The following is a 20925-nucleotide window of genomic DNA, read 5'->3' as shown; positions in this document are numbered from 1 at the left end:
TCAAACGCCCTAAGGTCTCGAAAGTCTTGTTCTCATCAGCAGGGGAGCGAACCAGCTGACCGACTGCGTCAGCACGAACACGCCGAATACTGCGATCGGCGCCAGTGGCTTCACACCTGCGAACACCAGTGCAAACAGCACTGCCGTCAAAATCAGTTTGCCTGCCTCGCCGGCATAAAAAGACCGGACGATGGACTGGGCTGCTCGGGCGCCGGAAAACCGAAATGCCCTGTGAGCGAAATAAACATTGGGCAGCAAGGCTATCAGGCCCCCGCAAAGTCCCGAGTATCCGGCAACGACTCCGTGCCATTGCCAGAGCGCCAAAGCGGCAATCAGCAAAACGACAAATTGAGCCATCAGCACCGGAAAAACCGCCAGGCGATGGAACGGCAGGCGGTTTGGCTTGCGGGTTTCCATCACGTTTGCTCTCCAATGGTCGGCTGCCAGAATTCACTAACTTGGCATAATTTGTGCCGACAAAATGCGCGCAGAGTATAGGGGCGGTTCTGCCCCTATTCAACTGTCAGGTAGTGATTTCCGACTGCGCGCTACATGAGGAAATGTTTCAGCGGATGTGTGCGAGCACACCTTGAAGCTCATCGAGAGAGTTGTAACCAATCACTAATTGGCCCTTGCCCTTCTTTCCGTGGCGAATCTGCACCGCAGAGCCTAGGCGCTCGGCCAGTCGCTGCTCGAGGCGAGCGATGTCCGGGTCGGGTCTGGCGGCTTCGACAGGCTCCGGTTTGCCACTGAGCCACTGGCGAACCAGTGCCTCGGTTTGGCGCACGGTCAGCCCTCGTGCGACAACATGTCGCGCCCCTTCGACCTGCTGATTGTCCGGCAGACCGAGCAACGCGCGGGCATGACCCATTTCCAGATCGCCATGAGACAGCATGGTCTTGATGACTTCAGGCAGTGCAATAAGCCGCAACAGGTTAGCCACAGTCACGCGGGACTTACCCACAGCCTCGGCCACCTGCTGTTGAGTCAGCTGGAATTCCTGCTGCAAACGCTGCAGAGCGACGGCTTCTTCGATCGGGCTGAGGTCTTCGCGCTGGATGTTCTCGATCAACGCAATGGCGATCGCGGTTTCATCGGGCACATCGCGAACCATGGCCGGAATGGTTTCCTGCCCGGCCTGCTGGCTGGCACGCCAACGACGCTCACCGGCAATGATCTCGAAGCGACCCTCGCCAATCGGGCGCACCACGATCGGCTGCATCACGCCTTGCGCCTTGATCGACAACGCCAGTTCTTCCAGCGCCTGCGGATCCATGTCCCGGCGCGGCTGGTATTTGCCGCGCTGAAGCAGGTCCAGCGGCAAATGCTGCAATTCCCGGGTATCAGCCTGCGCGGCCTGTTCTTCCAGGGCGCTGACGGTCGGACCGCTCAGCAGTGCATCCAGTCCACGTCCGAGACCTCGTTTCTTGACGGCCATGGGGTTTCCTTAAGTTGGCTGGGCAGCGGCGATGCGTGAATTTTTGCGCTGACGGCGAACCATCTCGCCCGCCAGGGCCAGATAGGCCAGCGCGCCGCGCGATTGCTTGTCGTAGGCCAGTGCCGGCATGCCGTAGCTTGGCGCTTCGGCCAGACGGATATTGCGCGGAATCACCGTGTCGTAAAGCTGCTCGCCGAAGTGCTCCTTGAGCTGCGCCGACACATCGTTCATCAGGCTCAGGCGCGGGTCGTACATGGTCCGCAACAGACCTTCGACTTTCAGGTTCGGATTCAGCAGTTCAGCGATGCGTTTGATGTTATCCACAAGGTCGCTCAAGCCTTCGAGCGCGAAATACTCGCACTGCATGGGGATGATCACCCCGTCGGAGGCGACCAGCGCGTTCAGCGTGAGCATCGACAGCGACGGCGGGCAGTCGATCAGAATGTAATCGTAGTTGTCGCGGATCGGCGCCAGCGCGCTGCGCAGGCGGCTTTCCTTCATCTGCATTTCCAGCAGCACCACTTCGGCCGCCGTCAGGTCGCGGTTGGCCGGCAGCAGCTGATAACCGCCGTGTTCGGAAAAATGCATGGCCTGGCCCAGATCGCATTCACCGATCAGCAGGTCGTAGACCGAATTTTCCAGGCCGTGCTTATCCACACCGCTACCCATGGTGGCGTTGCCCTGTGGATCGAGATCGATCAGCAGCACCCGGCGCTTGGTCGCGACCAGCGATGCTGCGAGGTTGATACAGGTGGTGGTCTTGCCCACACCACCCTTCTGGTTCGCTATCGCGAATACCTTAGCCATTCTTGCTTGTGTTCCCAATCATGCCGTGCGGCGCAGTATCAGCAGATGGCGTTGGCCTTGGCAACCGGGTACGGCCAGGGCGTGTTCGCTATCGAGTTTGAAGTCTGCCGGCAATGCTACCAGCTCATCGGCCGGATGAACGCCCTTCATTGCCAGCCAGCGTGTATCGGCATCGCCCAGGTGGCGCGTCCAGTTACTGAAATTCTCCATGCTGCTGAATGCCCGGGAAATGATCCCGTTGAATGGCTGCGCAGGCTGGAACGCCTCTACACGACTGTGGATAACTTGCAGGTTATCCAGTTTGAGTTCGAGTTTGACCTGAGTCAGGAAGCGGGTTTTCTTGCCGTTGCTGTCCAGGCAGGTCACCTGCGAATCCGGAAACAGGATCGCCAACGGGATTCCCGGCATGCCGCCTCCGCTGCCAACGTCGAGCCAGCGGCCGTTTTCAATGAACGACATCACGCTCAGACTATCGAGCAGGTGACGCGAAACCATTTCGTCCGGATCGCGCACAGCGGTCAGGTTGTAGGCCTGATTCCACTTGATCAACAGGGCCAGATAACCCAGCAGCAACTCGTGCTGGGTTTCAGTGAGATTGACACCGAGCGCGCGGGCTCCTGTGGATAACTCTTCGGCGTGCTGCGAAGTGACCTTAGAACTCAAGCGCTTTGCTCCAACTGACGGCCCGCGCCGCGTTTTTTCAAATGAATCATCAACAGCGAAATGGCTGCCGGGGTCACGCCCGGGATCCGCGAAGCCTGGCCAAGCGTCTCGGGACGAGTCGCGCCGAGCTTGCTCTGGATCTCCTTGGAGAGACCGGAAATGTTGGTGTAATCGATATCCACAGGCAGTTTCGTGTCTTCGCTGGCGCGCAAACGAGCGATTTCATCCTGTTGACGATCGATGTAACCGGCGTACTTGGTCCTGATTTCGACCTGCTCGGCGACCTGCGGGTCTTCAGCGCCTTGTCCGGTCACTTCGACCAGACCCGCGTAGTCGATTTCCGGGCGGCTCAAGAGGTTGAGCAAGTTGTATTCGTGAGTCAGCGGCGTGCCGAATTTCTCGGCAATCGCATCGCCCTGTTGCGTATTCGGGCGTACCCAGGTGCTTTTCAGGCGCTGTTCTTCCAGATCGATGCTTTCGCGCTTCTTGCAGAACGCCGCCCAACGCGCGTCATCGACCAGACCGAGTTCGCGGCCTTTTTCGGTCAGACGCAGGTCGGCGTTGTCCTCACGCAGGATCAGGCGATACTCGGCGCGGGACGTGAACATGCGGTACGGCTCCTGGGTACCCAGGGTGATCAGGTCATCGACCAACACACCGATATACGCTTCATCGCGACGCGGGCACCAGGCTTCTTTGCCCTTGGCGCGCAGCGCGGCGTTGGCTCCAGCCAGCAAACCTTGTGCACCGGCTTCTTCGTAACCGGTGGTGCCGTTGATCTGCCCGGCAAAGAACAGACCGCCAATCACCTTGGTTTCCAGACTGTACTTGAGGTCGCGAGGATCGAAGTAGTCGTACTCGATCGCATAACCCGGACGCACGATGTGCGCGTTTTCCATGCCGCGGATCGATTGCACGATCTGCAATTGCACGTCGAACGGCAAGCTTGTGGATATCCCGTTCGGGTACAGCTCATGGGTGGTCAAACCTTCCGGTTCGATGAACACCTGATGGCTTTCCTTGTCGGCAAAGCGATGGATCTTGTCTTCGATCGAGGGGCAGTAACGGGGGCCGATGCCCTCGATTTCGCCGGCGGCGGAATACATCGGCGAACGATCAAGGTTCGCCGCGATGATTTCGTGGGTGCGGGCGTTGGTGTGGGTAATCCAGCAACTGACCTGGCGTGGATGCTGTTCCTTGTTGCCCATGAACGACATTACCGGGATCGGCGTATCGCCTGGCTGCTCGGTCATCACCGAGAAATCCACAGACTTGCCGTCGATACGCGGCGGGGTGCCGGTTTTCAAGCGGCCGACACGCAGAGGCAGTTCACGCAAACGGTGCGCCAGCGCGATCGACGGCGGGTCACCGGCGCGACCGCCCGAGAAATTCTGCAGACCGATGTGGATAAGTCCGCCGAGGAACGTACCGGTGGTCAGCACCACGGAATCGGCGAAGAAGCGCAGACCCATTTGCGTAACAACACCACGGACCTGTTCCTGCTCGACGATCAGGTCATCAGCCGCTTGTTGAAATATCCACAGGTTCGGCTGATTTTCCAGGATTTCGCGGACAGCCGCTTTGTACAGAATACGGTCGGCCTGCGCACGGGTCGCCCGTACCGCCGGGCCTTTGCGGCTGTTCAATACGCGAAACTGGATACCACCCAAATCGGTAGCCATGGCCATCGCGCCGCCGAGGGCGTCGATTTCCTTGACCAGATGGCTTTTGCCAATGCCACCGATGGCCGGGTTGCAACTCATGGCACCGAGGGTTTCCACGTTATGCGTCAGCAACAGGGTTTTTGCCCCCATACGTGCTGAGGCCAGTGCTGCCTCGGTACCGGCATGACCGCCGCCGATGACGATCACTTCAAAACGGGAAGGGAAATCCACCACGCACCTCGTGCCTGCTTAAGTAGGTCATTCAGGAAATAGTTTGAGCTCAGGTTTCTGGACCTGGTCGACAAGTATAGGGACTTCGCCCTTTCTAAAGAACCCTTTGCACAAAATTTAACCAGCTGTGGAGAACTCGCGGTTAAAAGAATAAAAAAGAGAGAAATTTATAAAACCTTTGTTTTTATGTTTATTCTTACTGACCCTTCTTTCTGTGGATAGATTGCTATAGGCCTTTATTTATGAGATGTACAGAGATTCAAAACCCTGTGCTCATGTGCCAGTGAGGGCCTTGGATAAGCCTTGTAAGCCTGTGGATGAAAGGGTTGGTTATCCACAGAGGGGGTTATATCCAGTTTTGAGGCCCTGTTATCAACCGGCCTTAATGGCAGTTATTCACAGGGCTTAATCCACAGAAAATCTCCAAACGAGGGATGCAGGCCGCGAAAAAAAGGCGCTTCCGAGATACCGGTGACGCCCGTGCAATCATTGAGGAGGAAGTGAAAGGGCTATTGTGAGAGAACGTCACGGAGGCTAATAATAGGCATTATCATTAACTCGCCACTTTCTCCCATGCCCCTACTCGCCCATACCGCTGCGATCGAGCAAATCTACGAGCAACACCATTCGTGGCTCTACGGCTGGCTCAAGGGAAAATTAAATGATGCCTGCGATGCGGCCGATGTCGCGCATGACACTTTTGTACGAATACTGGCAGCCCGCAATGCTGCGCATATCCGCGAGCCCAGGGATTATCTGACCACCATTGCGCGTGGCCTGGTGATCGATCGTTATAGAAGAAGCGCCATCGAGACCGCCTATCTGCAGGCTCTCGCAACCAGACCTGAAGCCTGCGCAATCAGTGAAGAAGACCGAGCGCTGATCATCGAAACCTTGATGGCTGTGGATAAAGCCTTGGCTGACCTCGGAGCGCGAACGCGGCGAATCTTCATGCTTTCTCAGATTGAAGGCCTGACTTATCAACAGATCGCCCTGCAGTTAAAGGTTTCGCTGACCACGGTGAAGAAGCACATGATTCGCGCCCTGACGGAATGTGCCCTGATCATGGCGCTGCATTGATGGCCATCGCGCCCGACCGCCAGGTTTTCGAAGCGGCCGCCACCTGGCATGTGCAGTTTCAGGCAGAGCCGCCAACGCTGGCCGAAAAGAAGGCCTGGCAGCTGTGGATAGATAGCGATCCTGCGCATCTGGCGGCATGGAACCAAGTGGAACAACTGCAGCGGCACCTCGGCACCCTGCCGCAGGATCTAAAACGTCGAGCCCTGAATAACGGAGAACAACGACGCCAGGTTTTGAAGCTATTGCTGCTCGCTGCGGGGACCGGGTTCGTCGGCTGGAGTGTTCAGCAACACACATCCTTTAGTAATGTCTGGGCCGACTACAAAACCGGAGTCGGCCAGCGTCGCAACCTGACATTGGCCGACGGCAGCCAGATTCAGCTCAATACCGACACTGCGATCGATGTGGCTTTCGACGCGACGCAGCGGCTGATTCGCCTGCGCTCGGGCGAGATCCTGATTCAAACCGGCAAGCTTGGCGATCCACGGCCGTTTTTTGTCGAAACCCAGGATGGTCGAATACAGGCGCTGGGCACGCGTTTTTCGGTTCATCAGTTACCGGGCGCGACCCGAGTGGGTGTGCTCGAAGACCGGGTCGGCATCCAGCCCGCTGATGTTTCAGCGGCTGCGAGAATCTTGCAGGCAGGCGAAGGTGCAGATTTCGATCGTCGGCATATCGGACTCATTCAGCCCTTTGCCTCATCACGAGTGGCGTGGAGCAAAGGCCAGTTGATTGTCCTCAACGCGCGACTGGGCGATGTGGTCGATGAGCTGCAACGTTATCGTCGCGGTGTTCTGCATTGCGACGCGGGTGCCAGGAATCTTCGCGTGTCCGGCACATTCCGGCTTGATTCCACTGACGCCGTGTTGGCCAATCTACAGGCTTCGTTGCCGATCAACGTGCGTTACTTCACCCGTTACTGGGTCTCGCTCAGCCATCGCGCTTGATCGATACCAGACCTGGGAAAAATAAATCGACACCGGGGTTATCTTTTTTTGCCCTGAACCGGCGCTACAGGTAATCGCTATAACGCGGCTCGTTGCCACCTTCAGGGCTTATCCACATGCGTCTTCCTACGTATCGCCAGCGCTTCTCCTACCACTGTCTCGCTTACAGCCTATTGATGGCCAGCGCCGCGTCTTGTCTGGTGATGCCCGTTGGGCGCAGCCGCGGCGAGCAGCACTCAGCGTTATGCCATTGCCGCTGGCCCTCTGGATAAGGCCCTCAGCCAGTTCGCCTCCGCCTCGAATGTGATTCTGTCGTTCTCGCCGCAACAGACCAGCCAGTTATCCAGTGCCGGACTGAACGGCGATTTCAGCGTCGAACAGGGTTTCGCCCAGCTATTGCAAGGTTCAGGACTGCAAGCCGCGCCGCAGGCGCCAGGCAGCTACATTCTGCAAGCGCTGCCAAAGGCTGATTCGCTGGAACTGGCCCCGACCAACATCAATGCTCAGTTGGCCAACCCGATGGACCTGGATTACGCCGCCGACGTCGGCTACAAGGCGCAGAACAGCCGGATCGGTACGAAAACCAGTACGCCGCTGTCGCAAACGCCGCGTTCCGTGTCTGTCGTAACTGCCCAGCGCATGAAAGATCAGAAATCTCAGACACTCACCGAAGTACTTGGCTACGTCCCCGGGATATTTGCCCCACCGTTTGCGGCGGGTGACAGTCTGGCCGGCGATCTGTTTTTCATCCGAGGATTCAACGCCACCGACTACGGCTACGGTCTTCTGCGCGATGGACTACGCGTACAGGGCAATCGCTATGACACCAGCACTGAGCCTTACGGACTGGAGCGAGTCGAAGTGTTCCGCGGTCCGTCGTCGCTGCTGTATGGCGAAAACGCCCCCGGCGGTCTGGTCAATCTGGTCAGTAAACGTCCGACCGCTGCGCCTCAGGGCGAAGTGCAACTGGGCTATGGTTCGAACAATCGTCGGCAGATCGGCGTCGACGTGTCGGGGCCGCTCAACGACAGCACCAACATCCTCGGGCGCGTGGTGATGCTCGGACGCAAATCCGACACCCAGACAGACCACGTCCCGGATGACCGAATCTACATCGCCCCTTCGCTGACCCTGAACTTCGACGATTTCAATACGCTGACACTGCTGGCCAATTACCAGAAAGATCACACCAACATGGAACTCGGCTTGCCAGCGGCCGGGACTCTGCTGAGCAATCCCAACGGCCAGTTATCCAAAGACACCATGCTCGGCGATCCGGACTGGAATACTTTCGAACGGGAAACCTGGAGCACCGGTTATGAGTTCAGCCACTCGTTCAATGATGAGTGGCAGTTTCGGCAGAACTCGCGCTACATGCAGTCACGCATCACTCGGCATGAAACCTGGCCGGGCAACCTCAATAACGGCGGGTTCGGCACGCGGCTGAACATGACCGCTTACGATCGCTTCAACAAGTCGATGGTCTATTCGCTGGATAATCAGTTGGAAGGCAAATTCGAGGTCGGTGGACTGGAAAACACGGTGTTGTTCGGTGCCAGCTATGATCGAACTTCGTTCAGCCAGGACTGGAACGCCGGCATCGTTGGGCCGATCGATGTGTATAACCCGGTTTATCGGCGCGACCCGACCACGCCGATTGCGGTGCAAAACACCTTGCTCGAGCAACAGATGAAAGGCGTTTATGCACAGATCCAGAGCAAGTACGACCATTGGCTGTTTTTGCTCGGTGGCCGGCAGGACTGGGTCGACAGTGATTTCCGCGACAAAGTGGCCCAATCGAGCAACATCAACTCCGAGGACAAGAAGTTCACCTATCAGGGCGGCGTGATGTATCAGTTCGACAACGGCATGACGCCGTATGTCAGCTATTCCACTTCGTTCGTGCCGGTGCAGCAGATTTCCAACGCCGGCACACCGCTTGATCCGATCACCAGCAGCCAGTACGAAGTGGGCCTGAAGTACGAGCCGATCGGCTGGGATACCGCATTTACCGCTTCGGTGTATGACCTGCGCAAAAAAGACGACACCTACTTCGACTCGACGACGTCGAGCTATCGCCAGGTGGGCGAAAGCCGTTCCAAAGGGGTCGAGCTGGAGCTCAACAGCAATCTGACCCAAAACCTCAATGTTACGGCTGCTTATACCTACACCGATGCGCGCATCACCAAAGATGCAGCAACCTCACTGGTCAAAGGTCATCAGATGACCGGCGTGCCGCGCAATCAGGCGTCGGTCTGGGCCAAATACCGCTTCCTCGACGGTGATCTGAAAGGTCTGTACGTGGGCGGCGGCGTGCGTTACTTCGACAGTGCGTTCGCTTACACCTCGCCGTCTCTCTACGGCAAGCTGGATGCCGGCGAGGTCACCCTGGTCGATGCAGCGATCGGTTACCAGATCGACAGCCACTGGAGCGTGGATCTGAACGCAAAAAATCTGTTCGACAAGGAATATGTATCAGGCTGCAACGATGCAGGGCGCTGCTATTGGGGTGAAGACCGCACTTTGCTCGGCACGGTGTCTTACAACTGGTAAAAGAAGGCCTGTGGATAAATTCCACAGGCCTGTTTTCATTTACCGATGCAGAAGCTGGAAAAGATTCGCCCCAACAAGTCATCGGAGCTGAACGCTCCGGTGATTTCACCCAGAGCATGCTGGGCCTGGCGCAAATCTTCGGCGAGCAATTCGCCGGCGCCGGCCAATGTCAGCTGGGCGCGGCCGTGTTCCAGCGCAGCACTGGCATGGCGCAGTGCTTCGAGATGCCGACGTCGCGCACTGAAGCTGCTTTCCGATGTTTGCTCGTAACCCATGCAGGCTTTGAGATGGTCACGCAGCAAATCCAGGCCTTCGCCGGCAGATTTGGCACTCAGGCTGATGGTCACATGGCCGTCTTCACTGGTTTCCAGCGCAATTGCTTCGCCGGTCAGATCGGCTTTATTGCGAATCAGCGTGACTTTGGCTGGATCCGGCCGGGTTTCGAGGAATTCCGGCCACAGGGCAAATGGGTCCAGCGCTTCCGGTGCGGTCGCATCAACCACCAACAACACGCGATCAGCCTCACCGATGGCTTTCAATGCCCGCTCGACGCCGATCTTTTCCACATGATCATCGGTATCACGCAGACCGGCAGTGTCGACTACGTGCAGCGGCATGCCGTCGATGTGGATATGTTCGCGCAGGATATCCCGAGTGGTGCCGGCGATCTCAGTGACGATGGCGGCTTCGCGTCCGGCCAATGCGTTTAACAAGCTGGATTTGCCGGCATTCGGTCGACCGGCGATCACCACCGTCATGCCATCACGCAGCAACGCACCTTGTCCGGCCTCGCGCAGTACTGTGGATAACTCATTGCGCACTTTGTCGAGCATGCTCAACACGTGGCCGTCGGCGAGGAAATCGATTTCCTCTTCCGGAAAGTCGATAGCGGCTTCAACGTAGATGCGCAGACCGATCAGTTGCTCAGTGAGGTTATGCACACGTTGGGAAAATGCTCCCTGCAATGAACGCAGGGCATTACGTGCGGCTTGAGCAGAACTGGCTTCGATCAGATCGGCAATCGCCTCGGCCTGGGCCAGGTCGAGCTTGTCGTTGAGAAACGCGCGTTCACTGAATTCCCCTGGACGCGCCAAGCGGCAACCCAGTTCCAGGCAACGCTTGAGCAACATGTCGAGAACGATCGGGCCGCCGTGGCCCTGAAGTTCCAGCACGTCTTCGCCGGTAAATGAGTTCGGCCCCGGGAAATACAGGGCCAGACCTTCGTCCAACACCTGTTCATCATCACTGAAAAACGGCCCGTAATGGGCAAAACGCGGTTTCAGTTCGCGACCGCTGATGGCCCTCGCCGCCACGCTGGCCAACGGCCCGGAAATACGAACGATGCCCACACCGCCACGACCTTGTGCGGTGGCGACGGCGGCGATGGTTTCACGCGGTGTGCTCATAAACCGGAATCCAGACAAAAGTGGCAGATAGCAAAACGCCCCACTAGGGGGCGTTTTGAGTGGTGTTATCCACAGTGCAAGTTACGCCTCGGCTTTTTTCGTCGCCGCTTCGATCTTACGCGTGATGTACCACTGTTGGGCAATCGACAGGCAGTTGTTCACCACCCAGTACAGCACCAGACCCGCAGGGAACCACAGGAAGAAGAAGGTGAAGATGATTGGCATCATTTTCATCACCTTCGCCTGCATCGGATCCGGAGGTGTAGGGTTCAGCTGCTGCTGGATGAACATGGTCGCGCCCATGATGATCGGCAGAATGAAGAACGGATCCTTGATCGACAGGTCAGTGATCCACAGCATGAACGGCGCCTGACGCATCTCCACGCTTTCCAGCAGAACCCAGTACAGCGAAAGGAAAACCGGCATCTGCACGAGGATCGGCAAGCAGCCGCCCAGCGGATTGATCTTCTCTTTCTTGTACAGCTCCATCATGGCTTGCGACATTTTCTGCCGGTCGTCGCCATGTTGCTCTTTCAGTGCAGCCAGTTTCGGCGCAACGGCACGCATACGCGCCATCGATTTGTAGCTGGCAGCCGACAACGGGAAGAAGATCCCTTTGATCAGCATGGTCAGGAAGATGATCGACCAGCCCCAGTTACCAACAATCGCGTGGATGTGTTGCAGCAGCCAGAAGATTGGTTGGGCAATGAACCACAGGATGCCGTAGTCGACGGTCAGTTCCAGACCTGGGGACAACTCTTTCAGCACAGCCTGACTTTTCGGACCAGCGTACAGCACAGCGCTGGTTTCAACCTTGGCACCCGGAGCAGCGGTCAAGGTAGGACCGGTGTAACCGATGATGTAGTTGCCCTTGCTGTCTTTACGGGTCTGGACGATGTTGTTTTCGCCCTTGGCCGGAATCCACGCAGTCACGAAGTAGTGTTGCAGCCAGGCAACCCAGCCACCGGTGACGGTTTCTTTGAGCTGCGCCTTGTCCATGTCCTTCATGGACACTTTCTTGTACGGCTCCGAACTTGTCCACAGGGCAGCGCCCAGGTAAGTCGCGGTGCCAGTCGCTGTTGTGGACGAAGGGTCCGCGCTCGCGTCGCGTTTGAGCTGCGCGAACATCGCGCCGTTCCAGGGCTGAGCGCTCTGGTTATCCACAATGTAGGAAACGGCTACGTCATACAGGCCGCGTTTCAGAGTGAAACGCTTGATGTAGTTGACGCCATCCTTGCTGAATTTCAGGTCAACGACGAGTTGATCCTGACCATCAGCCAGTTGATAGGTCTTCTTCTCCGAGGAGTAAACCGGACGACCGGCCGGATTTGCGTCCGGGCCATTGGTGCCGATCAGACCGCTTTGTGCCAGATAAACACGTTCGCCGCCGTTATCGAACAGCTGGAACGGCACATCAGGACGATCCTGACGACGTGGATACAGAGGCAAGGTCAGTTGAGCGACGTCGCCACCTTGTGGATCGATCGCGAGATCGAGCACGTCGGTTTTGATCTGGATCAGATCCTTGCTGGCGGCTACCGGTGTTTCGGCAGGGGCGCTGGTATCGCTGGCGGCACGCGGAATATCGTCACTGGCGGCAGCATTGGTGCCAGTGGCGGTGTCCGGCAAACCGGATGTAGTCGTACTGGAAGCAACATTCTGAGTCGGCAGGGCAGCCTGGCCATAGTCCTGGTTCCATTTAAGAACCATAACGTAGGCCACGATTGCCAGGGCGACGATCAGGATCGTGCGTTTGATATCCATGATTACTCGGCCATCGAAGAAGAACGGGAGGTAGGGATAGGCGGAACCGGGTCATAACCACCGGGATTCCACGGATGACAGCGACCTAAACGACGAAAGGTCAGCCAGCCACCGCGCAGAAGGCCATGATTTTCAATGGCTTCATACGCGTAGCAGGAACAACTGGGGTAGAAGCGACAGTGGCTGGCCATCAAAGGACTAATGGCATAGCGATAAAACTGGATCGGAACGAGGGCCAGTTTACGCATCTGGACTGTCTACCCCTACAGTTTCGGTTTTGACTGCCGGAACCGGCTTGTTACGAGCCAGACGCTTCCAGAGTTTGCCGAAATGCTGAATCAATTCGGGGTTTTCTACATCGCCCAGACCTTTGCGCGCGACGATAACGATGTCCCAGCCGACCAGTGAATCCTGGTGCAGACGGAACGATTCGCGCATCAAACGTTTGAGGCGATTGCGCTCAACGGAGAGCTTGACGCTCTTTTTCCCGATAACCAGCCCGAGACGGGGGTGATCAAGATCGTTGTCGCGTGCAAGGAGCAGGAGATTTTTCCCCGGAACCTTGCCGGTAGGGGAGTCAAAGACTGCCTTGAAATGCCGGGGGGTAAGCAGACGCTTTTCCCGACTGAAGTCCTGACTCACCTCCAGTACCGGATTATCAAACTGCCAGACGCGCACGACCTTTGGCGCGACGACGCGACAGGACTGCGCGACCGTTCTTGGTAGCCATGCGAGCACGGAAACCGTGGGTACGAGCGCGTTTGATAGTGCTTGGTTGGAAAGTACGTTTCATGTCGTGTTACCTGGTTCGTCCACAACGGGCCGGAATGGCCCCCGTTTTAAGAGACCGGGGATTCTAGAGAAAGCAAGCCTTCAGGTCAATTTCCAACCAGCGTTTCCTTATAAATAGATCTCGCCGGCATTTCTGCATGAATGCTTGTTCACCAGACATAAAAATAAAGAAGGGAATTATTTAAAGCTTTTTTGTAAAGCTTGTTAAAGCTAGGCAATGCCTCATCTGTGGATAAGTCCCATGGTGCCTTTATTTCTCTGATGTACAGAGAATGACAACTACAGTGGAAAACCGTGTTCAGCCTGTGCTGCACTATCGGATAACCTGTGTGTGAAACAGGAGGTTATCCACAGGCGGATTATCCACCGAGTTCAGCCCCCAGTTGTCCAGTGCCCTCAAGGGCGGTTATCCACAGAGCTTATTCACACACCGTTGGTCGCCTTTCATCGGCCCAGGCTGCTGATAATTGATGGATGACGGGCAACCTGCGTGTGGATAAGTGGACGGCTCGCCGCTACAATGGCCGCTTGTTTTTGCCTCACCGGCTTTCAACTTAGGGGATATCCGTGTCAGTGGAACTTTGGCAGCAGTGCGTGGAGCTTTTGCGCGAGGAGCTGCCTGCCCAACAATTCAACACCTGGATCCGTCCACTACAGGTCGAAGCCGAAGGCGACGAGTTGCGCGTCTACGCACCGAACCGTTTCGTGCTGGACTGGGTTAATGAAAAGTACCTGGGCCGAGTCATGGAACTGCTCGATGAGCACGGCAATGGCATGGCGCCGGCGCTGTCCTTGTTAATAGGCAGCAAACGCAGCTCGGCTCCGCGGGCCGCCCCCAACGCACCGCTCGCTGCGGCGCAGGTTTCTCAGGCCCAGGCCAATACCGCGCCGCCTGCCAGTGCTCCGGCTCCTGCTCCGGCGCGCGCGTCGAACAAGCGTTCAACGCAGAAAACCGAGGACATCAGTGAAGAGCCATCTCGCGACAGCTTTGATCCGATGGCCGGTGCCGCGTCGCAACAAGCCCCAGTTCGCGCCGAACAGCGCACCGTGCAGGTTGAAGGGGCGCTCAAGCACACCAGCTACCTGAACCGCACCTTCACCTTTGAAAACTTCGTCGAAGGTAAATCCAACCAGCTCGCCCGTGCGGCGGCGTGGCAGGTCGCGGACAACCCCAAGCATGGCTACAACCCGCTCTTCCTTTATGGCGGTGTCGGTCTGGGTAAAACCCACTTGATGCACGCGGTGGGTAACCATCTATTAAAGAAGAACCCGAATGCCAAGGTCGTGTACCTGCATTCCGAGCGTTTCGTGGCCGATATGGTCAAGGCGCTGCAGCTGAACGCCATCAACGAGTTCAAGCGTTTCTACCGATCGGTGGACGCATTGCTGATCGATGACATTCAATTCTTTGCCCGCAAAGAGCGCTCGCAGGAGGAGTTCTTCCACACCTTCAACGCCCTGCTTGAAGGTGGCCAGCAGGTCATTCTCACCAGTGACCGCTACCCGAAAGAAATCGAAGGTCTCGAAGAACGCCTCAAGTCACGTTTCGGCTGGGGTCTGACGGTAGCCGTCGAGCCGCCGGAGCTGGAAACCCGCGTGGCCATCTTGATGAAGAAGGCCGACCAGGCCAAAGTCGAGTTGCCGCATGACGCCGCGTTCTTCATCGCCCAGCGTATTCGCTCCAACGTCCGTGAACTGGAAGGCGCGCTGAAACGCGTGATCGCTCACTCGCACTTCATGGGCCGCGACATCACCATCGAGTTGATTCGCGAATCGCTGAAAGACCTGTTGGCGTTGCAGGACAAACTTGTCTCTGTGGATAACATTCAGCGCACCGTCGCCGAGTACTACAAGATCAAGATTTCCGATCTGCTGTCCAAGCGCCGTTCGCGCTCGGTAGCGCGCCCGCGCCAGGTGGCCATGGCGTTGTCCAAGGAACTGACCAACCACAGCCTGCCGGAAATCGGCGATGTGTTTGGCGGCCGCGATCATACGACCGTGTTGCACGCCTGCCGCAAGATCAACGAACTTAAGGAATCCGACGCGGACATCCGCGAGGACTACAAGAACCTGCTGCGTACACTGACCACTTGATGAACACCAGCGCAGCTTATTAAGGCAAGGGACTAGACCATGCATTTCACCATTCAACGCGAAGCCCTGTTGAAACCCCTGCAACTGGTCGCAGGCGTCGTCGAGCGCCGACAGACCTTGCCGGTACTCTCCAACGTGCTGTTGGTTGTCGAAGGCCAGCAACTGTCGCTGACCGGTACCGACCTTGAGGTCGAGCTGGTTGGTCGCGTACAACTCGAAGAGCCAGCCGAAACAGGTTCCATCACCGTGCCTGCGCGCAAGCTGATGGACATCTGCAAAAGCCTGCCCAACGATGCGCTGATCGACATCAAGGTCGACGAGCAGAAGCTGGTGGTGAAGGCCGGCCGTAGCCGTTTCACCCTGTCGACCCTGCCAGCCAACGATTTCCCGACCGTTGAAGAAGGCCCGGGCTCGCTGACCTGCAGCCTTGAACAAAGCAAACTGCGTCGTCTGATCGAACGTACGAGCTTCGCCATGGCCCAGCAGGATGTGCGTTACTACCTCAACGGCATGCTGCTGGAAGTTTCTGCTGGCATCATCCGCGCGGTGGCAACCGACGGTCACCGTCTGGCCATGTGCTCGATGCAGGCCGACATTGGTCAGCCGGATCGCCACCAGGTGATCGTGCCGCGCAAAGGTATCCTTGAACTGGCACGTCTGCTCACAGAGCCGGACGGCAATGTCAGCATCGTTCTCGGTCAGCACCACATTCGTGCGACTACCGGCGAATTCACCTTCACCTCGAAACTGGTCGACGGCAAATTCCCGGATTACGAGCGTGTGCTGCCAAAGGGTGGCGACAAGCTGGTTCTGGGCGATCGCCAGGCCCTGCGGGAAGCGTTCAGCCGTACCGCGATTCTGTCCAACGAGAAGTACCGCGGCATCCGTCTGCAACTGGCCAGCGGTCAATTGAAGATCCAGGCCAACAACCCGGAGCAGGAAGAGGCGGAAGAAGAAGTGGGCGTTGAATACAACGGCGGCTCGCTGGAAATCGGCTTCAACGTCAGCTACCTGCTCGACGTGTTGGGCGTGATGACCACCGAGCAGGTTCGCCTGATCCTGTCCGACTCCAACAGCAGTGCGCTGGTGCAAGAGTCCGACAATGACGACTCGGCTTACGTTGTCATGCCGATGCGTCTGTAATCAGCTGATTCTGAATGTCGTTAAGTCGTGTTTCGGTCACCGCGGTGCGCAATCTGCACCCGGTGACCTTCTCCCCTTCCCCCCGCATCAACATTCTTTACGGCGCCAACGGCAGCGGCAAAACCAGTGTTCTGGAAGCCATTCATCTGCTGGGGCTTGCCCGTTCGTTTCGTAGCACGCGCTTGTTGCCGGTCATCCAGTACGAGCAACTTGCCTGTACAGTATTCGGTCAGGTTGAATTGGCCCAGGGCGGGAACAGTGCGCTGGGGATTTCTCGTGATCGCCAAGGCGAGTTCCAGATTCGCATCGATGGGCAGAACGCCCGTAGCGCTGCGCAACTGGCGGAAATCCTGCCGCTGCAGTTGATCAACCCCGACAGCTTCCGCCTGCTCGAAGGTGCGCCGAAGATTCGCCGGCAGTTTCTCGATTGGGGCGTGTTCCACGTCGAGCCGCGGTTCATGGCGACCTGGCAGCGTTTGCAGAAGGCCTTGCGCCAGAGAAACTCCTGGCTGCGGCATGGTACACTTGACGCCGTTTCGCAAGCGGTTTGGGACAGGGAACTGTGCCAGGCCAGCGCTGAAATCGATGAATACCGCCGCGCTTACATCACAGCCTTGAAACCGGTCTTCGAACAGACCTTGAGCGAACTGGTTGAGCTCGAGGGTTTGACGCTCAGCTATTACCGAGGCTGGGACAAAGACCGCGAGTTGAGCGCCGTACTTGCCGGTTCCGTGCAACGGGACCAGCAGATGGGCCATACCCAGGCCGGACCGCAACGGGCTGATTTGCGTCTTAGATTGAGCGCACACAATGCCGCGGACATATTGTCTCGGGGTCAGCAGAAATTGGTGGTCTGCGCACTGCGGATTGCCCAAGGTCACCTGGTCAGCCAGGTCCGACGCGGTCAGTGTATTTATCTGGTGGATGACTTGCCGTCCGAGCTGGACGAGAGCCATCGCCGCGCGCTGTGCCGTTTGCTGGAAGACTTACGCTGCCAGGTGTTCATTACCTGTGTAGATCACGAATTATTGAGGGAAGGCTGGCAGACGGAAACGCCAGTCGCTTTGTTCCACGTGGAACAGGGCCGTATCACCCAGACCCACGACCATCGGGAGTGAAGGCATTGAGCGAAGAAAATACGTACGACTCATCGAGCATTAAAGTGCTGAAAGGCCTGGATGCCGTGCGCAAACGTCCCGGTATGTACATTGGTGACACCGACGATGGCAGCGGTCTGCACCACATGGTGTTCGAGGTGGTCGACAACTCGATCGACGAAGCCCTCGCCGGCCATTGCGACGACATCAGCATCATCATCCATCCGGATGAATCCATCACCGTTAAAGACAACGGTCGTGGCATCCCGGTAGACGTGCATAAAGAGGAAGGCGTTTCCGCCGCCGAGGTCATCATGACCGTCCTCCACGCCGGTGGTAAGTTCGACGACAACTCCTACAAAGTATCCGGCGGTCTGCACGGTGTGGGTGTGTCGGTAGTGAACGCACTGTCGGAAGAACTGGTCCTGACCGTTCGCCGCAGCGGCAAGATCTGGGAACAGACCTACGTCCACGGCGTACCTCAGGCACCGATGGCCATCGTTGGCGACAGCGAAACCACCGGCACCCAGATTCACTTCAAGGCTTCCAGCGAAACCTTCAAGAACATTCACTTCAGCTGGGACATCCTCGCCAAGCGCATTCGTGAACTGTCTTTCCTCAACTCCGGTGTCGGTATCGTCCTCAAGGATGAGCGCAGCGGCAAGGAAGAACTGTTCAAGTACGAAGGCGGCCTGCGTGCGTTCGTTGAATACCTGAACACCAACAAGACTGCAGTCAACCAGGTGTTCCACTTCAACATCCAGCGCGAAGACGGCATCGGCGTAGAAGTTGCCCTACAGTGGAACGACAGCTTCAACGAGAATCTGTTGTGCTTCACCAACAACATTCCGCAACGCGATGGCGGTACTCACCTGGTGGGCTTCCGCTCGGCGCTGACGCGTAACCTGAACAACTACATCGAACAGGAAGGCCTGGCGAAGAAACACAAAGTCGCCACCACCGGCGACGACGCCCGTGAAGGCCTGACCGCGATCATCTCGGTGAAAGTACCGGATCCGAAGTTCAGCTCGCAGACCAAAGACAAGCTGGTGTCTTCCGAAGTGAAGACCGCGGTCGAGCAGGAGATGGGCAAATACTTCTCCGACTTCCTCCTGGAAAACCCGAACGAAGCCAAACTGGTGGTCGGCAAGATGATCGATGCCGCCCGTGCCCGTGAAGCGGCGCGCAAGGCCCGTGAGATGACCCGCCGCAAAGGCGCGCTGGACATCGCCGGCCTGCCAGGCAAACTCGCTGACTGCCAGGAGAAAGACCCGGCGCTGTCCGAACTGTACCTGGTGGAAGGTGACTCCGCGGGCGGCTCTGCCAAGCAGGGACGTAACCGCAAGACCCAGGCGATCCTGCCGTTGAAGGGCAAGATCCTCAACGTCGAGAAAGCTCGCTTCGACAAAATGATCTCGTCCCAGGAAGTGGGCACACTGATCACCGCGCTGGGCTGCGGCATCGGCCGCGAAGAGTACAACATCGACAAGTTGCGCTATCACAACATCATCATCATGACCGATGCTGACGTCGACGGTTCGCACATCCGTACCCTGCTGCTGACCTTCTTCTTCCGTCAGTTGCCGGAGCTGATCGAGCGCGGCTACATCTACATCGCCCAGCCGCCGCTGTACAAGGTCAAGAAAGGCAAGCAAGAGCAATACATCAAAGACGACGACGCCATGGAAGAGTACATGACGCAGTCGGCCCTGGAAGATGCGAGCCTGCACCTGAACGAAGACGCACCGGGTATTTCCGGCGAAGCGCTTGAGCGTCTGGTGAATGACTTCCGCATGGTGATGAAGACTCTCAAGCGTCTGTCGCGCCTGTACCCACAGGAGCTGACCGAGCACTTCATCTACCTGCCAGCGGTCAGCCTGGAGACCTTGGGTGACCATGCAGCGATGCAAGACTGGCTGGCCCAGTACGAAGTTCGTCTGCGCACCAATGAGAAGTCCGGCCTGGTCTACAAGGCCAGCCTGCGTGAAGACCGTGAACGCGGTGTCTGGCTGCCAGAGGTCGAACTGATCTCCCACGGCCTGTCCAACTACGTTACGTTCAACCGCGACTTCTTCGGCAGCAACGACTACAAGACCGTCGTCACCCTCGGCGCGCAACTGAGCACCCTGCTCGACGAAGGCGCGTACATCCAGCGTGGCGAACGCAAGAAAGCCGTCACCGAGTTCAAGGAAGCCCTCGACTGGCTGATGGCCGAAAGCACCAAGCGCCACACCATTCAGCGATACAAAGGTCTGGGTGAAATGAACCCGGATCAGCTGTGGGAAACCACCATGGACCCAAGCGTGCGCCGCATGCTGAAAGTCACCATCGAAGACGCCATCGGCGCAGACCAGATCTTCAATACCCTGATGGGTGATGCGGTCGAACCTCGCCGAGACTTCATCGAGAGCAATGCGCTGGCGGTTTCGAACCTGGATTTCTGATCCGCGGTTGCTGGCAATAAAAAGGCCAACGCATTGCGTTGGCCTTTTTATTACCGGTGCTGTTGTACGCGATGGCTCACTCTACGGCAGTTGCCACACTCTCTAACCGATACCCATATCCATAAATCGTCAACAACTGCCAACCCCGATCCGCGGTCAGCCCAAGCTTGTTCCGCAACCGATAAATATGCGTATCCAGCGGTCGGGACGAGGCCATCTCCTCATGTGGCCAAAACCGTTCATACAGATAATCCCGTGACAACGGTCTGCCTAGATTGCTGAACAGACACCGGGCGAGCCGATACTCGCGCTCAGTCATGACGATAGGCTGGCCCTCGCGGGTGACGGTCAATTCGGCATCGTCGAACGTCAGATCGTTGAAACTCAGCACTTCGTTGGCAGCCGCACGTTGCTGGTTATGCCGGCGCAGTACCGCTGCGACGCGCGCTTTCAGTTCATTGGGCCGAAATGGCTTGCTCACATAATCATCGGCTCCCGCGTTCAGCGCCTGGACGATATCGCTCTCGCCGTCGCGACTGGTCAGCATGATCGCCGCCGGTGGCGCGTCCATGTGTTCGCGGGTCCAGCGCAGCAGTGCCAGGCCGGTGAGGTCGGGCAGTTGCCAGTCAAGGATCAGCAGGTCGAAGGTTTCCCGGCGCAGTTGCCGCAGCAGATCTTCGCCGCGCTCGAAGCTGTGCAGCGACCACGGTTGTTCGCCATCTTCAGCCATCTGTTGCAGGGTTTGCTCGACCCGGCGCAATTCGGCGGGTTCGTCGTCCAGTATTGCAACACGCATACGCGG

At 57.5% G+C, this 20925-nt stretch carries 17 protein-coding genes and 1 pseudogene; 7 read left to right on the top strand and 11 right to left on the bottom strand.

The genetic code is table 11. The features are described from left to right. Window positions 1-9: 9 nt before the first annotated feature. The 5 genes from M0746_RS25630 to mnmG all read right to left on the bottom strand — a co-directional run bounded on the left by M0746_RS25630 (window position 10) and on the right by mnmG (window position 4803). Window positions 10-417 (bottom strand): F0F1 ATP synthase subunit I, encoded by a 408-nt coding sequence (locus tag M0746_RS25630; RefSeq protein ID WP_090287824.1) that lies wholly within the window; start codon window positions 415-417, stop codon window positions 10-12. 148 nt (window positions 418-565) lie between these two features. After that, window positions 566-1438, bottom strand: a complete 873-nt coding sequence (locus M0746_RS25625; RefSeq protein ID WP_258451077.1) for a ParB/RepB/Spo0J family partition protein — start codon at window positions 1436-1438, stop codon at window positions 566-568. 9 nt (window positions 1439-1447) lie between these two features. Continuing rightward, window positions 1448-2245, bottom strand: coding sequence for a ParA family protein (locus M0746_RS25620; RefSeq protein ID WP_203420125.1), 798 nt, complete (start codon window positions 2243-2245; stop codon window positions 1448-1450). A gap of 18 nt (window positions 2246-2263) precedes the next feature. Continuing rightward, entirely contained in the window at window positions 2264-2908 is a 645-nt protein-coding gene (gene rsmG, locus M0746_RS25615; protein ID WP_258451076.1) for a 16S rRNA (guanine(527)-N(7))-methyltransferase RsmG, read from the bottom strand. Beyond that, a complete protein-coding gene (gene mnmG / locus M0746_RS25610; protein ID WP_258451075.1) occupies window positions 2905-4803 on the bottom strand; it encodes a tRNA uridine-5-carboxymethylaminomethyl(34) synthesis enzyme MnmG in 1899 nt (632 codons plus the stop codon). The genes rsmG and mnmG overlap by 4 nt, the downstream gene beginning before the upstream one ends. 573 nt (window positions 4804-5376) lie before the next feature. On the opposite strand from mnmG, the gene M0746_RS25605 reads away from it, so the two are divergent. The 3 genes and pseudogenes from M0746_RS25605 (at window position 5377) to M0746_RS25595 (ending at window position 9383) form a co-directional block, all read left to right on the top strand. Continuing rightward, window positions 5377-5883 carry a sigma-70 family RNA polymerase sigma factor gene (locus tag M0746_RS25605; protein WP_208939141.1) on the top strand — a complete coding sequence of 169 codons (507 nt, stop codon included), beginning with the start codon at window positions 5377-5379 and terminating at the stop codon, window positions 5881-5883. Next, the gene (locus tag M0746_RS25600) at window positions 5883-6830 is read left to right on the top strand and encodes a FecR domain-containing protein (protein ID WP_258451074.1); all 948 of its coding nucleotides are present in this window, start codon (window positions 5883-5885) and stop codon (window positions 6828-6830) included. The genes M0746_RS25605 and M0746_RS25600 overlap by 1 nt, the downstream gene beginning before the upstream one ends. Window positions 6831-6946: 116 nt before the next feature. Further along, window positions 6947-9383, top strand: a pseudogene (locus M0746_RS25595) (TonB-dependent siderophore receptor). A gap of 35 nt (window positions 9384-9418) precedes the next feature. Here the strand turns inward: M0746_RS25595 and mnmE are convergent. The 5 genes from mnmE to rpmH all read right to left on the bottom strand — a co-directional run bounded on the left by mnmE (window position 9419) and on the right by rpmH (window position 13346). Then, window positions 9419-10789, bottom strand: coding sequence for a tRNA uridine-5-carboxymethylaminomethyl(34) synthesis GTPase MnmE (mnmE, locus tag M0746_RS25590; protein ID WP_258451072.1), 1371 nt, complete (start codon window positions 10787-10789; stop codon window positions 9419-9421). 81 nt (window positions 10790-10870) lie between these two features. After that, window positions 10871-12553, bottom strand: a complete 1683-nt coding sequence (yidC, locus tag M0746_RS25585; protein ID WP_258451071.1) for a membrane protein insertase YidC — start codon at window positions 12551-12553, stop codon at window positions 10871-10873. A gap of 2 nt (window positions 12554-12555) precedes the next feature. Next, a complete protein-coding gene (yidD, locus tag M0746_RS25580; RefSeq protein WP_010465488.1) occupies window positions 12556-12801 on the bottom strand; it encodes a membrane protein insertion efficiency factor YidD in 246 nt (81 codons plus the stop codon). Continuing rightward, the gene (gene rnpA, locus M0746_RS25575; RefSeq protein WP_197677837.1) at window positions 12794-13195 is read right to left on the bottom strand and encodes a ribonuclease P protein component; all 402 of its coding nucleotides are present in this window, start codon (window positions 13193-13195) and stop codon (window positions 12794-12796) included. The genes yidD and rnpA overlap by 8 nt, the downstream gene beginning before the upstream one ends. Before the next feature lie 16 nt (window positions 13196-13211). Next, window positions 13212-13346 (bottom strand): 50S ribosomal protein L34, encoded by a 135-nt coding sequence (gene rpmH, locus M0746_RS25570; protein WP_003213577.1) that lies wholly within the window; start codon window positions 13344-13346, stop codon window positions 13212-13214. 566 nt (window positions 13347-13912) lie between these two features. Between rpmH and dnaA the strand changes: the two genes are divergently transcribed. The 4 genes from dnaA to gyrB are packed head-to-tail and all read left to right on the top strand — an operon-like array spanning window position 13913 to window position 20123. After that, a complete protein-coding gene (gene dnaA / locus M0746_RS25565) occupies window positions 13913-15439 on the top strand; it encodes a chromosomal replication initiator protein DnaA (RefSeq protein WP_258451070.1) in 1527 nt (508 codons plus the stop codon). Window positions 15440-15478: 39 nt separating this feature from the next. After that, window positions 15479-16582, top strand: a complete 1104-nt coding sequence (gene dnaN / locus M0746_RS25560; protein ID WP_186546224.1) for a DNA polymerase III subunit beta — start codon at window positions 15479-15481, stop codon at window positions 16580-16582. A 14-nt stretch (window positions 16583-16596) separates the two neighbouring features. Continuing rightward, window positions 16597-17700 (top strand): DNA replication/repair protein RecF, encoded by a 1104-nt coding sequence (gene recF, locus M0746_RS25555; protein WP_258451069.1) that lies wholly within the window; start codon window positions 16597-16599, stop codon window positions 17698-17700. 5 nt (window positions 17701-17705) lie between these two features. Beyond that, on the top strand, window positions 17706-20123 hold the full coding sequence (gyrB, locus tag M0746_RS25550; RefSeq protein WP_208939133.1) for a DNA topoisomerase (ATP-hydrolyzing) subunit B: 2418 nt from the start codon (window positions 17706-17708) through the stop codon (window positions 20121-20123). A gap of 76 nt (window positions 20124-20199) precedes the next feature. On the opposite strand, the gene M0746_RS25545 is transcribed toward gyrB, so the two are convergent. Continuing rightward, a complete protein-coding gene (locus M0746_RS25545) occupies window positions 20200-20919 on the bottom strand; it encodes a response regulator transcription factor (protein ID WP_258451068.1) in 720 nt (239 codons plus the stop codon). Window positions 20920-20925: the final 6 nt, after the last annotated feature.

It is taken from the genome of Pseudomonas sp. S11P7, assembly GCF_023195435.1.
Classification (GTDB): Bacteria; Pseudomonadota; Gammaproteobacteria; order Pseudomonadales; family Pseudomonadaceae; genus Aquipseudomonas; species Aquipseudomonas fluorescens_G.
Note: the sequence above shows the minus strand (reverse complement) of the source record. Positions and strands in the feature narration are given on the sequence as shown.

What these genes read in the sequence shown, in the direction of transcription:
- M0746_RS25605 (WP_208939141.1), top strand. Translation starts at nt 5,377, where the DNA reads ATGCCCCTACTCGCCCATACCGCTGCGATCGAGCAAATCTACGAGCAA.
- rpmH (WP_003213577.1), bottom strand. Translation starts at nt 13,346, where the DNA reads ATGAAACGTACTTTCCAACCAAGCACTATCAAACGCGCTCGTACCCAC.
- M0746_RS25625 (WP_258451077.1), bottom strand. Translation starts at nt 1,438, where the DNA reads ATGGCCGTCAAGAAACGAGGTCTCGGACGTGGACTGGATGCACTGCTG.
- dnaN (WP_186546224.1), top strand. Translation starts at nt 15,479, where the DNA reads ATGCATTTCACCATTCAACGCGAAGCCCTGTTGAAACCCCTGCAACTG.
- recF (WP_258451069.1), top strand. Translation starts at nt 16,597, where the DNA reads ATGTCGTTAAGTCGTGTTTCGGTCACCGCGGTGCGCAATCTGCACCCG.
- mnmE (WP_258451072.1), bottom strand. Translation starts at nt 10,789, where the DNA reads ATGAGCACACCGCGTGAAACCATCGCCGCCGTCGCCACCGCACAAGGT.
- M0746_RS25545 (WP_258451068.1), bottom strand. Translation starts at nt 20,919, where the DNA reads ATGCGTGTTGCAATACTGGACGACGAACCCGCCGAATTGCGCCGGGTC.
- M0746_RS25630 (WP_090287824.1), bottom strand. Translation starts at nt 417, where the DNA reads ATGGAAACCCGCAAGCCAAACCGCCTGCCGTTCCATCGCCTGGCGGTT.
- M0746_RS25600 (WP_258451074.1), top strand. Translation starts at nt 5,883, where the DNA reads ATGGCCATCGCGCCCGACCGCCAGGTTTTCGAAGCGGCCGCCACCTGG.
- M0746_RS25620 (WP_203420125.1), bottom strand. Translation starts at nt 2,245, where the DNA reads ATGGCTAAGGTATTCGCGATAGCGAACCAGAAGGGTGGTGTGGGCAAG.
- yidD (WP_010465488.1), bottom strand. Translation starts at nt 12,801, where the DNA reads ATGCGTAAACTGGCCCTCGTTCCGATCCAGTTTTATCGCTATGCCATT.
- yidC (WP_258451071.1), bottom strand. Translation starts at nt 12,553, where the DNA reads ATGGATATCAAACGCACGATCCTGATCGTCGCCCTGGCAATCGTGGCC.